General features: G+C 65.5%; 18 protein-coding genes and 1 tRNA gene. 11 read left to right on the forward strand and 8 right to left on the reverse strand.

Going from position 1 to position 15485, the window contains the following annotated elements; genetic code table 11:
* Nucleotide 1 precedes the first annotated feature (1 nt).
* The 5 genes from MWU77_RS02210 to MWU77_RS02235 all read left to right on the forward strand — a co-directional run bounded on the left by MWU77_RS02210 (nt 2) and on the right by MWU77_RS02235 (nt 5517).
* Nucleotides 2–1384, forward strand: coding sequence for a HAMP domain-containing sensor histidine kinase (locus tag MWU77_RS02210; protein WP_247272829.1), 1383 nt, complete (start codon nt 2–4; stop codon nt 1382–1384).
* 113 nt (nt 1385–1497) lie between these two features.
* Nucleotides 1498–2730 (forward strand): S1C family serine protease, encoded by a 1233-nt coding sequence (locus MWU77_RS02215; RefSeq protein ID WP_247272830.1) that lies wholly within the window; start codon nt 1498–1500, stop codon nt 2728–2730.
* A gap of 74 nt (nt 2731–2804) precedes the next feature.
* Nucleotides 2805–3302, forward strand: a complete 498-nt coding sequence (locus MWU77_RS02220; RefSeq protein ID WP_240959053.1) for a molybdenum cofactor biosynthesis protein B — start codon at nt 2805–2807, stop codon at nt 3300–3302.
* Between the two features lie 764 nt (nt 3303–4066).
* Nucleotides 4067–4828 carry an MspA family porin gene (locus MWU77_RS02230; protein WP_247272831.1) on the forward strand — a complete coding sequence of 254 codons (762 nt, stop codon included), beginning with the start codon at nt 4067–4069 and terminating at the stop codon, nt 4826–4828.
* Between the two features lie 53 nt (nt 4829–4881).
* The gene (locus tag MWU77_RS02235) at nt 4882–5517 is read left to right on the forward strand and encodes an MspA family porin (protein ID WP_247272832.1); all 636 of its coding nucleotides are present in this window, start codon (nt 4882–4884) and stop codon (nt 5515–5517) included.
* 86 nt (nt 5518–5603) lie between these two features.
* Here MWU77_RS02235 and mscL read toward each other — a convergent pair whose 3' ends face one another.
* The 4 genes from mscL to MWU77_RS02255 all read right to left on the reverse strand — a co-directional run bounded on the left by mscL (nt 5604) and on the right by MWU77_RS02255 (nt 7952).
* A complete protein-coding gene (gene mscL / locus MWU77_RS02240) occupies nt 5604–6032 on the reverse strand; it encodes a large conductance mechanosensitive channel protein MscL (protein WP_247272833.1) in 429 nt (142 codons plus the stop codon).
* Between the two features lie 116 nt (nt 6033–6148).
* Nucleotides 6149–6883 (reverse strand): SAF domain-containing protein, encoded by a 735-nt coding sequence (locus MWU77_RS02245; RefSeq protein WP_247272834.1) that lies wholly within the window; start codon nt 6881–6883, stop codon nt 6149–6151.
* 111 nt (nt 6884–6994) lie between these two features.
* Nucleotides 6995–7282 (reverse strand): FmdB family zinc ribbon protein, encoded by a 288-nt coding sequence (locus MWU77_RS02250; protein ID WP_169687846.1) that lies wholly within the window; start codon nt 7280–7282, stop codon nt 6995–6997.
* A gap of 67 nt (nt 7283–7349) precedes the next feature.
* The gene (locus tag MWU77_RS02255) at nt 7350–7952 is read right to left on the reverse strand and encodes a 5-formyltetrahydrofolate cyclo-ligase (RefSeq protein WP_169687845.1); all 603 of its coding nucleotides are present in this window, start codon (nt 7950–7952) and stop codon (nt 7350–7352) included.
* Nucleotides 7953–8012: 60 nt separating this feature from the next.
* Here MWU77_RS02255 and MWU77_RS02260 point away from each other — a divergent pair, with 60 nt between their 5' ends.
* From MWU77_RS02260 to MWU77_RS02280, 5 genes are all read left to right on the forward strand, one after another.
* Complete coding sequence (locus MWU77_RS02260) at nt 8013–8924, forward strand: UTP--glucose-1-phosphate uridylyltransferase (RefSeq protein ID WP_247272835.1); 912 nt, start codon at nt 8013–8015, stop codon at nt 8922–8924.
* A gap of 62 nt (nt 8925–8986) precedes the next feature.
* Nucleotides 8987–10249 (forward strand): gephyrin-like molybdotransferase Glp, encoded by a 1263-nt coding sequence (glp, locus tag MWU77_RS02265; protein ID WP_247272836.1) that lies wholly within the window; start codon nt 8987–8989, stop codon nt 10247–10249.
* A complete protein-coding gene (locus tag MWU77_RS02270; RefSeq protein WP_169687842.1) occupies nt 10246–10881 on the forward strand; it encodes a GNAT family N-acetyltransferase in 636 nt (211 codons plus the stop codon). The genes glp and MWU77_RS02270 overlap by 4 nt, the downstream gene beginning before the upstream one ends.
* Before the next feature lie 265 nt (nt 10882–11146).
* The gene (gene glpR, locus MWU77_RS02275; protein WP_169687841.1) at nt 11147–12001 is read left to right on the forward strand and encodes a gephyrin-like molybdotransferase receptor GlpR; all 855 of its coding nucleotides are present in this window, start codon (nt 11147–11149) and stop codon (nt 11999–12001) included.
* Between the two features lie 145 nt (nt 12002–12146).
* Nucleotides 12147–12219 (forward strand) — tRNA-Ala (locus tag MWU77_RS02280).
* A gap of 282 nt (nt 12220–12501) precedes the next feature.
* Here the strand turns inward: MWU77_RS02280 and MWU77_RS24895 are convergent.
* Nucleotides 12502–13110 carry a TetR/AcrR family transcriptional regulator gene (locus MWU77_RS24895; RefSeq protein WP_169687840.1) on the reverse strand — a complete coding sequence of 203 codons (609 nt, stop codon included), beginning with the start codon at nt 13108–13110 and terminating at the stop codon, nt 12502–12504.
* Nucleotides 13111–13170: 60 nt separating this feature from the next.
* On the opposite strand from MWU77_RS24895, the gene MWU77_RS02290 reads away from it, so the two are divergent.
* Nucleotides 13171–14241, forward strand: a complete 1071-nt coding sequence (locus tag MWU77_RS02290; protein ID WP_247272837.1) for a GNAT family N-acetyltransferase — start codon at nt 13171–13173, stop codon at nt 14239–14241.
* Nucleotides 14242–14263: 22 nt separating this feature from the next.
* Here MWU77_RS02290 and MWU77_RS02295 read toward each other — a convergent pair whose 3' ends face one another.
* From MWU77_RS02295 to MWU77_RS02305, 3 genes are read right to left on the reverse strand one after another with little or no spacing between them, the layout of a single operon-like run.
* Entirely contained in the window at nt 14264–14623 is a 360-nt protein-coding gene (locus MWU77_RS02295; protein WP_169687838.1) for a nuclear transport factor 2 family protein, read from the reverse strand.
* Between the two features lie 49 nt (nt 14624–14672).
* A complete protein-coding gene (locus tag MWU77_RS02300) occupies nt 14673–15107 on the reverse strand; it encodes an SRPBCC domain-containing protein (protein WP_169687837.1) in 435 nt (144 codons plus the stop codon).
* Nucleotides 15100–15462 (reverse strand): helix-turn-helix transcriptional regulator, encoded by a 363-nt coding sequence (locus MWU77_RS02305; RefSeq protein ID WP_240959051.1) that lies wholly within the window; start codon nt 15460–15462, stop codon nt 15100–15102. Before MWU77_RS02305 ends, MWU77_RS02300 begins: the two co-directional genes overlap by 8 nt.
* Nucleotides 15463–15485 lie beyond the last annotated feature (23 nt).

A 15485-nucleotide genomic window follows, 5' to 3' on the forward strand; every position in this document is an offset into this window, starting at 1 on the left:
GATGAGACCCCCCATGCTGTTGACCCGGTCGGTGCCCTTGCGCACCCGGGTCACGTTGCTCGCTGCGGGAGCGGTTGCCCTCGCGGTCGCGGTGACCTCCATTGCCGCCTACATGGTGGTCTCGCGGGCTCTCTACTCCGACATCGACAAGCAACTGCAGGCTCGTGCTTCTGCGCTCGTCGAATCGAGCACGCTGATCACCTACGACCCCCGCTATATCGGCGGGGCCCAGCTCTACAGTTCCGACATCAGCGTCGCTCTCATCTATCCCGATCTCGGACGCTATGTGCCGCCCGGATCGTCGGTACCGATCGGCGCACCGGAGCTCGCCGTCGCGGAAGGCGAGCAGACATCGTCGCTGCGGACCGTCGAACAGCAGCGGGTCCTGGCACAACAGATCCCCGACGGCAGCACCATCGTCATCGCACAACGCTTACGGCCCACAGGTGAGGTGCTCAACCGCCTCGCAAGCGTGCTGTTCGTCGTCGGCGGATGCGGGGTCGTGCTGGCCGCGGCCGTCGGTGCGACGGTGGGCCGGACCGGTTTGCGGCCGGTGGCGCGTTTGACCGCCGCCGCCGAACGTGTCGCGAGGACCGACGACCTGCGACCGATTCGTGTGACGGGGCACGACGAGCTGGCGCGACTCACCGAGAGCTTCAACATGATGTTGCGGGCGCTGGCCGAATCGCGGGAGCGGCAGGCCCGGCTCGTTGCCGATGCCGGCCACGAACTGCGCACACCGCTAACCTCGCTGCGGACGAACATGGAACTGCTCATCGCCGCGAGTCGCCCGGGGGCGCCGAGCCTGCCCGACGACGACATGGCCGAACTCCGCGAGGACGTCGTGGGACAGATCGCGGAATTGTCGACGCTGGTCGGCGACCTCGTCGATCTGGCCCGGGAGGAGGCGCCGGAGACGGTGTTCGAGGCCGTCGACATCGCCGAAGTCGTCGATCGCAGCCTCGAACGAGCACGACGACGTCGTACCGAGATCGATTTCACCGCCGTCACCGAGCCGTGGTTCGTGTTCGGCGACCACGCGACCCTCACCCGTGCGGTGGTCAACGTCCTCGACAACGCGGCGAAGTGGAGCCCGGCGGGTGAGGACGTGGTGGTGAAGATGCATCAGATCGGTCCAGGACTGATGGAACTGACCGTCGACGACGCCGGGCCGGGTATTCCCGAAGAGGAACGGGAGCTGGTGTTCGAACGGTTCTATCGTGCGACGACCGCGCGGTCGATGCCCGGTTCGGGGTTGGGGTTGGCGATCGTGCGGCAGGTCGTGATGAAGCACGGCGGCACGATCGCGGTGGACAGATCGGAACGCGGTGGTGCGCTCATCCGCATCGTGCTTCCGGGCACACCGCAGCTCGACGCGGACTGATTGCCAGGAAACTGTGAGCCGATTCTTCAGGAGCTTCTCAGCCGACAGGTCCATATTGGATGGAGTACACCCCCTCCACTCGGATCGACTGAAGGACGAAGGCGACGAACGAGATGACCGACCCCACCCACGGTTCCGGACAGCCCGCGCATGGACAGCCCATGCCCGGACAACCCGGTCCCGCGCAGCCGCAGCAGCCCCACCAGTACGGAGCGCCGCCGACTGCCCCATACCAGCCCGCGCCCGCACAGCCGCGCAAGTCCGGGCGTACCGCACTGGTCGTGGGCGCCATCGCGTTGGCGATCGTCAGTGGCGGTATCGGTGGCGCGGTGGGTGCGTTGGCGGTCCGTGATTCCGGGTCGGGCGTCGGGGTGACCAATGCGCTCGACTCGCCGCGGCCGGAGACCACCACGGTGGCGAACGCTCCCGACGGCACCGTGCAGGCGGTCGCGCAGCGGGTCGTGCCCAGCGTCGTCCGTATCGAGGTGGTCGGGCGTTCGGGTGCGGGTGAAGGGTCAGGTGTCGTCCTCTCGTCCGACGGCCTGATCCTCAGCAACAACCACGTCGTCGCGGGAGCCGGGCCGGGCGCCGAGCTCACCGTGGCCTTCGCCGATGGAACGTCCGCCAAGGCGAGCGTCGTCGGGACCGACCCGATCACGGACATCGCGGTGATTCGGGCAGAGGGTCGCGACGATCTCACCCCGATCGAGATGGGCAACTCCGAGAACCTTCAGGTGGGGCAGGCCGTCGTCGCGGTCGGTTCACCGCTCGGACTGGAGAGCACCGTGACTTCCGGGATCGTCTCTGCGCTCAATCGGCCCGTCTCCACCAGTGGTGAGACGGGTAATCAGAACACCGTGATCGACGCGATTCAGACCGACGCCGCCATCAATCCGGGCAACTCCGGTGGTGCGCTCGTCGATATGGAAGGCAACCTCGTCGGAATAAACACCGCGATCGCGACCTCGGGTCAGCAGTCCGGTTCGATCGGCCTCGGCTTCGCGATCCCTGTCGATCAGGCCCGGCGCATCGCCGACGAACTCATCGACACGGGAACCGCAACGCATGCCCTCATCGGTGTGCAGGTGCCCGCTCGCGCGGACGTGAACGGAGCCGCGGTCGTCGAGGTGGTTGCGGACGGGCCCGCTGCTCGTGCCGGAATCCCCGCCGGTTCGGTCATCACGAAGGTCGACGACCGGGTCATCACCGATGGCGATTCCCTGATCGCGGCGATCCGCTCGCAAGCGCCGGGCACCACGGTGAGCGTCACCTACACCGACGCGCGGGGCAACAACCCGACGACGGTCGATGTTCAAACCGCCTCCGACGCGGATGGTGGCCGATGATTCAGGAGGCAGACATCATGGAGATTGTCGAACATACAGCGCGTCCGGACGACCTGCGAACTACCTTTGGATCCATGGAACTCGAAGCCCCCCGAACCGGCCGCGCACTCGTGGTGATCGTCGACGACCGCGTCTCGCATGGCGACAGCCCCGATTCGACCGGCCCGCTGGTGACGGAACTGCTCGTCGAAGCCGGCTACGTCGTCGACGGTGTGGTGTCGGTGTCGGCCGACGAGGTCGAGATCCGCAACGCGCTGAACACCGCGGTGATCGGGGGAGTGGACCTTGTGATTTCCGTCGGTGGCACTGGTGTGACCCCGCGCGACGTGACGCCGGATGCCACCGCAGACGTGCTCGACCATGAGATCAGGGGCATCGCGGAGGCTCTGCGCTCGTCCGGTCTCGCATCAGGTGCAGTCGATGCCGGCCTTTCTCGCGGCCTGGTAGGCGTGTCGGGTTCGACGCTCGTCGTGAACCTCGCTTCGTCTCGCGCGGCGATCCGCGACGGCATGGCGACGCTGTTGCCACTCGCTACCCACGTGATCGACGAGTTGTCTCGGGTGGAGGAGTAGCGCCATTTCTGCCGACTCCGACAAGACTGACGACAAGAGCCGCGCCCGGATCGACCGGGCGCGGCTTGCCCGGATCTTCGGCGACCCACTTCCCGACACGACGAAGGACGAGCGCGGGGTCGGTGAAGACCGATCGGGCGACTCCGACGAATGGCTCAAACGTCAGGTTCCGCCTCATCACGGGTGACTGTGATATCAATCACTTTGCGTAGGGTAACTTAAGTCCCGGGTCCTGCTCGGTGTCGGCGTGTCGCAACCGGTTCGTAATGTCCCGTTTGCCTTCGGGGTGAGGTTCAGCGGGCATGGTGAGTGTTCATGATCACAGGCGCACATCACGTATGTGCACTTCAAGTGCACAAAATTCCTACAATTACCTGCGTGAACGTTCGGATCTTGGTGGCGAGTACCAATGGGCGGGGTTCGTCTCGACACTTAGGGTGAATCCCGGTAGCGCATATCCGAGATTTCCCACTTGTGTCCGACTGTGTTTCGTGAGCGTTCCGGTGGCCAGGTGTAGCCATTGCCTCGAGATTGGTCACGGTCTAATCTCCTGACAGGTTCGATCAGATCAAGGAAAGGTCTCAGGGGCCGCCTTTGATCACGAATCGGTAACGCAAACCGTGCGGACGTTGATCAACAACGAGCTCACCGGCGGCAACCACCGGCGGTGAGTTCTGTGTGGGATACGCCTCGCGGACGGCTAGGGCGACCAGTTGTCGGACGCGGGCGCGCATACCGGCACGCAGAGAACGGATGAGACATTCATGAAGATTCAGACGCGACGCGGTTTCCGAGCCGCCCGCAACGCCACGGTGGCGGCGGCCGCTGTGGCCGGTCTGGTTCTCGGATCGGCCGGGGCAGCAAGTGCCGAGGTCAATGATCAGAACCGGATCGTCTCCGACGGCCACGAAGTGATCGTCACCCAGGAAGACACCTTCATCAACGGTGTGCCTCCGATCGGTGGCAGCCCGCTGAGCCGTGAGTGGTTCCACAACGGTCGCGGCCTTGCCCACATCGTCGGCCCCGAGTCGGCGGACTTCGAGGCCACGACCTTCCAGTTCGGCTACCAGGTTGCGTGGTCGGCATCGCTCGACGGTGCGATCGGTTTCAGCTGGACCAGCCCGGACCTCGAGGCCAAGTTCGATACGGCTCAGGTCCAGGAGCCGATCCTCGACCCGGACGGAAACCCCGTATTCCAGTACGACGAGAACGGCGATCAGATCCTCGACTCTGAGGGCAAGCCGGTTCCTGCGTACAAATTGGTAGACACGATCAAGACGACGCCCACTGTTAAGGGTCTGCTTCCGCAGGTGACCGCTGGTGTCGAACTGACCCAGGCTCCCGGTATCGCGGAGATCGTCGTCGCAGAGAACGCATTCGACGGCGATTTCAAGGAAGTACAGATCGCCAACGTCCATGGTGCCGCCACCGGCGTCATCGGCCCGGTCTCGGTCCGCCCGTTCGTTCGTGCGATCACGGACAACGGCGACAACGTCACCACCTACGGCCAGGTCTGGACTCTCTGAGTCCGGTCCGAGCACTCCCGCAGTAAATCCCCACCACCAAATACGGAGTAATCATGGGAATCAAGTCGCGTGGCTTCAAGGCCGCTCGCAACAGCGTCTTGGCCGGTGCCGCCGTTCTCGGCATGGTCGTCGGTGCCTCGGGTGCCGCTTCGGCCGAGGTCAACGACCAGAACCGCATCGTCTCCGACGGCCTCGAGGTCGTCGTGACGCAGGAAGACACCTTCATCCAGGGTGTCCCGGCTCTCGGTGGCAGCCCGTTCAACCGCGAGTTCTTCCACAACGGCCGCGGCACCGTCAACCTCCTCGGTGAGGGCGCTGCTGACGAGTCCGGCACCACCATGCAGTTCGGCTACCAGTTCGCGTGGGCAGGCAGCATCGACGGCGCCATCGGCGTCACCTACTCGACCCCGCAGCTCGAGCTCTCGCTGAAGCAGTCGGGTCCTGAGGCCAAGGTCACCGACATCCTCCCGCAGGCGTACGCCGAGCTCGAGCTGACCCCGGCTCCGGGCATCGAGGAGCTCGTCGTCGCCGAGGGCGAGTTCGACGGCGACTTCAAGACCGTTCAGTTCTCGAACGTCCACGGCACCGCCTCCGGCGTCCTCGGCGCTGTCCAGGTGCGTCCGTTCGTCCGCGCGATCACCGCGAACGGCGACAACGTCACCACCTACGGTCAGGCCTGGACCGTCTAAGACGGACCATCCGGCGTAAGCCGACGCTCCACAAGCTGGGCCCGCTCGCACTGCGAGCGGGCCCAGCTTTCGTCTGCCTGTAGCGGTTACTCGGGCAGGGGCTTGGCGTGCGCTCCGCCCTGACCCGACTGCGCGGCCTGGGTTTCGAGGATGTCGCGGATCTGGATCAGCAGGTCTTCGGCGCTGGCCTTCTCGTCGGATTTCTCGGTCGCGAAGCGCTTCTTCGCCGCGTTGGCCGGGACGATGAGCACGAAGTACACGACCGCCGCGATGATGATGAAGTTGATGGCCGCAGAAATCACCGCGCCGATGTTGATGAATGTTGCGGGGTTGTCGGCGATGATCTGGAATCCCCACCCCATCTCGTTGTCGCCGCCGAGGGCCGCGATGAGCGGGTCGATGATGTATTCGGTGAAGGCGGTGACGATCGCGGTGAACGCGGTGCCGACCACCACTGCGACGGCAAGATCGAGGACATTTCCTCTCAGGAGGAAGTCCTTGAAGCCCTTCAACATGCTGCTCTCCCTTTCGGCTGGACCGCGCGAATGCGGCATCGACCCTGTGGCGACATGCGTGTTCTGCGTCACATGCCGATATGGGGACGATAAACCGCGAAGAGCGATCGCGTGGGTCAGTGCAATGTCACCGTCAGAGCGCTGGTGAGCGAGGCGGCCGCCACCGACACGGCCTGCTCGGGTTCGAGAGCCACGAGAATCACGCGTTCGCGCTGGTCGGTCGCCTCTTCATGTTGAGCGAGCACCACTACGGCTCCCTGCGCAAGGACGTGCGCATCAGGCGTCGCCGAGTCGGACTCGCTCGTCACCGTCAGGACGTCCACCTTGTCGCCTTCGCGCAGCAACCGGCCGACCCCCGCGTCGGCAAGCCGGATGGGCACGACGCGGGCATCATCGGCGCCGACGGCGGCAGCGGCGAGCCTGGGGCCGAGGATCCTGGTGTCGACGAGTGCCTCACCGGCAGGCACCGGACCGGCGAGTGTGTGGCCCACGGCGTCGGCGATATCGGTGAGGGTGCCCGCCGCGAGAGCGGCGGTGTCGCGGTCGGCGAACTCGACGTCGTCGGCGGTGAGCGCGGCTCCCGGCGCCAGATCGCGAGCCGCGACCACCACGGCGGTCCGTTCGGCAGAGGAATCGTCTCGGAACGCGAGGACCGCGGCGAGGACGACGAGGAGTGCCGCTATCGCACGCCTGACGGCCACGGTGCGGGCCCAGCCGGGGCGCAGCAGGGTGCCGATGCGGTCGGGGAGGCTCGGCTCCAGCGGCGACGCGGGTCGCTGCGCACGATCACGAAATTGCGGTCGATCTCGAAAGAACTGTAGATCTCGAGAAAACAAGGGTCCGGCGGGCATGCTCCGAACCTAGAGCTCGGATCGGCCCGTCGGACCTGAGGAACCGGGGGATTACCGCGACCTGTGGATGAACAGGACAGCTGTGGACAACTCCGGCGTGGAGCCGGAATGTCAGCTGGCGGCTGCGGCCGTCGAGGTCGACGACGTGGACGCTGCGGCAGGCGCGGAGTCGGACTTCGTCTCGGTCTTCGCAGGAGCCGCAGACTCGCTCGCGGTGCTGCCGCTGCGCGAATCAGTGCGGTAGAAGCCGCTTCCCTTGAAGACGACGCCCACGGAGTTGAAAAGCTTGCGGAGCTTGCCGCTGCACTGAGGGCATACGGTCAGCGAGTCGTCGCTGAACGACTGCACGATGTCGAACTTGTTCTCGCACGCTGTGCAGGCATATGAATAAGTGGGCACGGTGACTCCTCCGCGAATAAGATCGAACCGCAGCTTTAGCACTCTACAGTCGACAGTGCCAACAAATCTAGGGACTGTGTTGTTCCGCACCTTCGCCGGAGCCGAGACGGACCAGCCCCGCTCCCGGTGTGAGCGCCCAGCCCATACGAATGTCGTGCGGATCTTCGGGCAGCTCATCGACCAATTCGTCGTCGCGCACCACCGCAATGATCCGTGCCTGTGGCGCGGCCAGGTGAAGAGTGCGGTCGTAGAACCCGGCGCCGCGCCCCAGCCGTACGCCGCGCCGGTCCACCGCGAGTGCCGGGACGAGAACGGTGTGCGCCCGCCCCACCGTCTCGGACGGCAGTACCTCGCCGGTGGGTTCGTGAAGTCCGAAACCTGCCGCAGCCAGTGTGTCGGCCCCGAGAAAGTGTGCCCACTGCAACGGTGTGTCCCGTCTGGTGATCGGCACGAGGATCTCGGCACCCGCCTCGCGCAGTGCGTCGAGCATCGAGATGCCGCCGGGCTCGGACCCGACAGGGACGTATGCGCACACGGTCGTGTCAGCGGGAACCAGCGTTGCGGCTAACGTGGCCAAAGCGGCATTCTCGCTACGGCGCTGTTCGGCGCTGAGCGTGCGCCGTCCGTCGAGGACCTTGGTGCGCCAATCGGCCTTGGTCGGGGGATGCATATCCGTCACCTTAGGATCACCGAGCCATCACTTCGCCGGCAAAAGTTAGGGTTGGAGCTTATGACGAACAATTCGACCGAGGTCGCGCGGCATTTCAAAACCGCGGTCGTGCCGGCAGCGGGCATGGGAACGCGCTTCCTTCCCGCCACCAAGACCGTTCCGAAGGAACTGCTTCCTGTGGTCGACACACCGGGAATCGAGCTGGTGGCGGGGGAGGCCGCAGAGTCGGGTGCCGAGCGACTGCTGATCGTCACCTCGCCCGGTAAGGACGGGGTGGTTGCGCACTTCGTCGAAGATCTCGTGCTGGAGTCCAAGCTCGAGGAGAAGGGCAAGTACGAGCTGCTCGCGAAGGTCCGCAAGTCGTCCGGAATTCTCGAGGTCGACTCGGTGATCCAGGCTCAGCCGCTCGGTCTGGGCCACGCCGTGGCGTGCGCCGAGGATGCGCTCGACGACGACGAGGATGCGATCGCGGTACTCCTGCCCGACGACCTCGTGCTGCCCGTCGGCGTGCTCGAGACCATGCAGAAGGTGCGCACCAAGCGCGGGGGATCGGTGCTGTGCGCGATCGACGTGCCGAAAGACCAGGTGAGTGCCTACGGCGTGTTCGACGTCGAGGTCGTGCCCGACGCCACCAACCCAGATGTGCTCAAGGTGCTCGGCATGGTCGAGAAGCCGGCCATCGAGGATGCGCCCTCGACCTTCGCCGCGGCAGGCCGCTACCTGCTCGACCGCGCGATCTTCGACGCGCTGCGTCGCATCGAGCCGGGTGCGGGCGGAGAGCTCCAGCTGACCGACGCGATCGCGCTGTTGATCTCAGAGGGACACCCCGTCCACGTCGTGGTCCACCGCGGCACCCGACACGACCTCGGAAATCCCGGTGGCTACCTGCGTGCTGCGGTTGACTCTGCGTTGAACACCGAGGAGTACGGTCCCTCGCTTCGTGAGTGGCTGGTCGAACGTCTCGAACGATGACGTCGAACGGGTGATCTGTGAACGGTGACGCGCGGTAGTGCGGGCTGGAGGACGGTAGCGGTATGCGGTCGGTTGAGGATCAGCAGACCAGGGTGACGGCGGCAGCTGTTGCACCCAGGCCTGTGCGGGTGGCGATCTCGGAGGCGCAGGGATTGCTCTGCGCAGAAGAGGTGGTCACTGAGCGACCGTTACCGGGATTCGACCAGGCCGCAATCGACGGTTATGCGGTTCGCAGCGTCGATGTGCAGACGGTGGGTGCGCGCCCCGATCCGGAATCCGGTGAGGAACCGGCCGAGGTGACGCTCCCGGTGGTCGGCGAAGTGCGCGCGGGCTCGCGTCAGCCCATTCGGTTGCAGCCGCGACAAGCCGTGCGGGTCGATACCGGTGCGCCGCTGCCCACGCTCGCCGATGCGGTGCTTCCGCTCGGGAGCACCGACGGGGGAGACGCCCGGATCAAGGTCTTCGAACCGGTCCGCTCGGGCGACTACGTGCGACGCACCGGTGACGACGTCCAGCCCGGCGACGTGGCCGTGCGCGCGGGCGCGATCATCGGCGCCGCACAGGTGGGTCTGCTCGCCGCGGTCGGACGCGACAAGGTGCTCGTGCATCCGCGACCGCGACTGTCGGTGATCTCGGTCGGCGGCGAACTCGTCGACATCGACCGCACGCCCGGCCCGGGGCAGGTCTACGACGTGAACTCCTACGCGCTGGCCGCGGCCGCGCGCGACGCAGGCGCCGACGTCAATCGGGTCGGGATTGCGAGCACCGAGCCGAAACGGCTGCGCGAGGTGGTCGAAGGGCAGCTGATCCGCTCCGAGATCGTGGTGATCGCGGGTGCTGTCGGTGGCAGTGCGCTCGACGACGTCCGCGAGGCCCTGACCGATCTCGGCAAGCTCGAGGTCGAGCGGGTGGCCATGCATCCGGGTTCGGTCCAGGGATTCGGGCAGCTCGGACGCGACGAGGTGCCCACCTTCCTGCTTCCGTCGAATCCGGTCAGTTCGCTCGTGGTGTTCGAGGTGATGGTGCGTCCGTTGATCCGGATCGCGCTCGGGCGACGGCAACCGATGCGCCGCATCGTCACTGCCCGCACGATCTCCCCGATCACGTCGATTCCGGGGCGCAAGGGATTCCTGCGCGGGCAGCTGATGCGCGACGAGACGACAGGCGACTATCTGGTGCAGGCTCTCGGTGGCGCCGCGGGCGGATCGTCGCACCTGCTCGCGACCCTTGCGGAAGCGAATTGCCTCGTGCTGGTTCCGCCGGAGGTGTCCGAGATTCGCACGGGCGACCCGGTGGATGTGTCGTTCCTCGGGCAACGTGGATGAGCCGTCACCCCGGGTGGCCGGCCGACTTGGGGCCGCTTCGTGTCGCGGGTGGGTCGGTGACGGTGCGGTCGGTGCGGCTCAGGGACGCCGCCGCGTGGAGCCGGTTGCGCACACGCGACCGTGAACACCTCGAGCCGTGGGAGCCGACGGGGGAATCGCCGTGGGAGATGCGGCACCACATCTCCGTGTGGCCGGGCCTGTATCGGAGTCTGCGCGCGGAGGCGCGCAAGGGACTGATGGTGCCGATGGCGATCGAACTCGACGGTCGGTACTGCGGTCAGATCACGGTGGGCAACATCGTGCGCGGGGCGCTGAGATCCGCGTGGATCGGCTACTGGGTCGAGAAAGAGGTCAACGGGCTCGGCGTCGCAACCGCAGCACTCGCGCTCGGGCTCGATCACTGCTTCGGCCCCATCGGCCTGCACCGTGTCGAGGCAACGGTGCGTCCGGAGAATCAGCCCAGTCGCGCCGTGCTGCGCAACGTCGGATTCCGTGACGAAGGTCTGCTCCAGCGCTACCTCGACGTGCAGGGGCGGTTTCGTGATCATCTTCTCGTTGCGATGACGGCCGAGGAAGTACCCGGCTCGGTGGCCGATCGTTTGGTGCGCAGTGGGCGCGCGACCTGGGCGTGAGCGTCCGCCGCTGCCCGTTTCGCTGAGAACGGTGTGCTGCGTGTAATGCAAGTTACGTGCAACATGAGTAACAATCCCCACCGCAGAGATATACGTGTGTGACTAGAGTGAAGAGTGTGTCCCATGGTTTCGCGTGACTAGTGTGACGGCAGTAGCCGTCTGAGTCGGCGTTTCTGTAGAGATAAGAGTGATGATGCCGTTAACCTGGGAAAGGTCAGTGGCGTCGACGGACTGGTAGGCGACAACTGGGAGGAGGGCCGCCGGAATGCCGAACTCACTCCTGTGGATCGGGCTCGTTGCCGTGTGGTTGTTCGTCCTGGTTCCCATGCTGGTCACGAAGCGTCCTCGCATCCGTCAGACGACCGACGCCGCACTCGCCACACGGGTTCTGCATCGGGGTGACCAGAAGCCGAAGGCCCCCCGAGGTCCCGCGACAGGTCACCGCACCGATCCGAACTGGCGTCCGAGTCGTGATCACACGCACCGCCATGCGGAGGCTCGTATGAACACTCAGACCGACGACAGGCCCGACACCGAACCCGACTTCCACGACCTCGACGACGCTGCGGCGATCGACTCCGACGAGCACCGGTACGAGGCCCACGACCCCCCGGCGCGTCAGAGCGTTCCGCGCCGCCGCGGGCGAGGTGGATTCGATCCCCACGCCGATGCGGTGGCGTCGGCCGAACGATACGAGTTCCGCCAGCGCGCGGTCCTGGGTCTGCTCATCGGCTCCATCATGACTGCAGCGTTGGGCTTGATCCTGTCGCCCGTGATGTGGTGGGTATGCGCCCTGGTGGTGGCAGCATTCGTCGGTTACCTCTTCTATCTGCGCCGTCAGGTACGGCTCGAACAGGACATTCGCCGGCGCAGAATGGCCCGGCTGCAGAGGTCGGCAGCGACCGGAGTGCACGTGCGGGGCGACGGCGACTCCGGCGAGGTTCCGTCGCGGCTGCGTCGCCCGGGGGCCGTGGTTCTCGAACTCGACGACGAAGACCCCGAATTCGAGCATCTCGACGGGTACGACGACGAATACGCCGAGTACGTCGACCCGGGGTGCCTCGACCCGGGTTACGACGAACCCGACGACTTCCCCGTCCGGCACGCATCCGGTGCATGACGGACGCTGGGAAACGACTTCGGAAAGCCCGCACCACACGGTGCGGGCTTTCCTGCTTGTGAGGCCATGACCTGCGTCTATATCTTGATTTCGTGTTGAGGGTCTGCGTTTGCTAAGGTTTGCGAGTTGGTTCTACGGAACCCTCGGGGCTGTGGCGCAGTTGGTAGCGCGCTTCGTTCGCATCGAAGAGGTCAGGGGTTCGATTCCCCTCAGCTCCACAATTTCAGACGTACTAGAACACCTGACATCGGTGGAAGCCGGGGTTGGTGCGAGGGCGGCGAACGGCTCAGCGAGCTTGATCGTCGCCCTTTCGTATTCGCTGATCTCGATGCCGTCGGTGAGTGCTTGGTTCGTCAGCCGCCCCGTGGAGTGAGTGCGACGCGCCGCTGAACATCGCTCGATCAGTGGCCAGAGTCCTCTGGCACTGACCATGAATTTGCTCGTTACTGTGCGTCTGGCCGCGACTCGCGATCACTACGACCTTGTGGGTACGGGACGAGTCACTTCGCCACGTATTCGAGCAGGGCAGCGATCCCCGTAGTGAAGATGGCTTCGGTGTCGGCCCCATGTGCGACATGCAGGCGGGCGTAGGTGGGGGAGGTCTCGACGTCGATCGCCGTAGCGCGTTCGCTGTCTGCCATCGGAGCGGTCGTGGCGCTGCCAATGGCGAAGTTCGACAGTGCGTACGCCGCGCCGAGAGGATCTGGTGCTCCTGCCTGCTGGAGCAGGATCACCATGCGCTCGGAGAGTCGGAGGTAGTTTGGCCCTCGCGGTGCGCGCATCCCGATGACTTGGCAGGCCCAGCGATGGTCGGTCAGGTGCCGGTAGTAGGCGTGCATGAGTTCGAGCAGCGGTGCATCAGCGATGGCTTGGCTGATGGTCGGGTCGTTGCCGAGGGCTTCATCCAGAGCGAGGTCGAACAGGTCATCGACGGATTCGACTCGGGAATAGAGACTGGCGGGAGCCACGTCGAGTCGCGTCGCGACGGCGCGAGCGGTGAGCGCACGCAGCCCGCCGTCGTCCAGCAGGGTGACGGCGGCGCGGGCGATGTCCTGTACGTCGACAGCGCGTGCGCGGCGTACAGGCTTGCGGTGCTCCCAATAGCTCACCCTTCCAGTTTATCCGAACGATGTTCGCATTGTTATCCGCACTATGTTAGTTTTGCGGGTATGTTGGATGCCACGCTTCTCCCGCTTCGCAGCGAACACGCCGTGCTTAGAGCGATGCACACCGGCGACGCACGCCCATACGCCGAGGGGACTGCCGATGCCTCAGTACGCCGGTACGCGCATCTGCCCGAACCGGAGTACACCGAGGCGTCCGTTACAGCACTCATCAACGGCGCAATCGGCGAGCGGCTGGAGCGCGGCGACCTCGCGGTGCTCGCCATCAGCGACCCCTCCACAGGTGAGTTCGCCGGGAGCCTCGTTCTGTTCGACGTCACCGACAAGTCGGTTGAGGTTGGCTTCTGGGTGCACCCCGACCATCGCGGCAAAGGACTCGCCGGTGCCGCACTCTCCCTCGCTGACACGCTCGCCCAGCGCAGCGGACTCACCCGTCTGACAGCGCGCACCGTGCCGGAGAACCTGGCTTCCCAGCGCGTACTCGAACAGGCAGGGTTTTCGTGCGGAGCCGAAGTCAACGACGTCGCCCCCTCCGGCGAAGCGGTCGTCCTGTTGCACTACTCGCGTGAACTTGTATCGAACCCGCTGATTCCGGTGGAGACCGAACGCCTCCGTCTCCGGCTCCACGGGTCTGGCGACATGGGTTGGTTGCACCGTTTGTACTCGCAATCCAGTGTCGCGCGGTATCTGTTGGATGAGCCGTGGAGCCGCGATGACGCCGCCAAGCGGGTCAGCGAGCGACTGGCGAAGACCGGCCTCGACAGCGACGCTCGAGCGCTGGCGCTCGTTATCGAGCACGACGGAACGCCGATCGGAGATGTTCTCCTGTGGTTCGTCGACGCCGACCGCAGAGTCGCGGAGATCGGCTGGGTGCTCGACCCCAATCACGGCGGGAGAGGGTTCGCCCGCGAGGCGGTGAGCGCGGTGCTGCGGGTCGCGTTCGACCACTATCGAGTGCACCGTGTCTCCGCACAGATGGACGCGCGCAATACCGCCTCGGCCAAGCTCGCCACTGCCGTTGGAATGCATCACGAAGCGCATCTGCGCCGGGACTGGTGGAGCAAAGGTGAGTGGACGGACACCCTCATCTTCGGGATGCTTGCCAGCGACCGGTGAGCAGCACCACGCAAACGTCCCCTCAATCCTGTTGGGGAGGACCGTACGAGAGACGGTCGAAGATCAGCACACTCGCGCTGATCCTGCCGTCGCGCACCGTGAAGCATTCCGCGGCCGGGGCCGTGGCGGTTGCTGCGGTCTGTGGGTAGTAGAAGAGCGCGACGCGATCTCGGTCTGCGAAGTCGGCGATATCGGCCACACCGGTGAGTGCGGGTGCGAATGCGGCGATGAAGTCCTGGTAGGCGGCTTTGCCGTTCAGATCAATGCCCGGTGCTCGGCAGGTGATGTCGTCGGCAACGTGGGTCATGGCACGCGCGACATCCCCGCTCGTCCAGGCCCGGTGGTAGTTCTTCACGACATCGTAGGCGGATTCCTGTGGCATGGGAGACTCCCTCGATTCTCGTTCGTGTAGTGATGTCTTTCGGGTCGGTTCACTCGCCGCGCGGCTGCCACTCGTCCGGTCCGGCGTCGCCGCTGGAGCCTGCTGTGGCCAGACGGGGGAGGAAATGGTCCCATCCGTGGGCGTGCCCGCGCAGTTCGGTATCGGGAAGGCCGGAGTGGACGAGGTCGACGCGGGTGCCGCCGGCGACGGCGGTGAGCCGGAACTCGACCGTCGATGCTCCGATGGGCAGATCCGCATTCCCGGCAAATCCCCACGAGACGACCACGCGGGTCGGGTAGTCGACGTGAAGATACTCGCCACGCACCGGGTATCCGGCGATGTCGATCGCGAAGATGCCGCCGGGTCTCGGGTCGAGTTCGGCATACTGGCCCATCCACGCTGTCATCCCGGAGTTCGTGGTGAGGTACTCGAACACTGTCTCGGGCGCCGCGGCAATGTCGATCGAATCTCGGAACTCAGCCACGGTTCTCGCCCGCCCTCGCTTCGATCACGGTCTTGAGTACAGACAGCTTCCCCGGCCAGAAATCGTCGAGGTATGACCGCACTGCGGCAAGACCGTCGGTGTTCACTGTGAACAGGTGTCGTGTGCCCTCGCGTGTGCTGGCTGCGAGGCCCGCTTTCCGGAGGACTCCGAGGTGGTGCGACGTCGTCTGTTGGGACAATCCGACTTCCTCGGCGATAGAACCCACCGGGCGCGGAGCGGAGCGGATGACCCGTAGGATCGCCCGTCGATTCCCGTCGGCAAGCGCCCGTAACGCCCTATCGAGGTCCGCTGCAGCCTCGGCACCCATTGCTCGCCTCCGCTCATCGACTGCCATGAGGGCAACACAAATGAATACTT

Source organism: Rhodococcus sp. F64268, assembly GCF_023015605.1.
In the GTDB taxonomy this organism is placed as follows: Bacteria; Actinomycetota; Actinomycetes; order Mycobacteriales; family Mycobacteriaceae; genus Rhodococcus.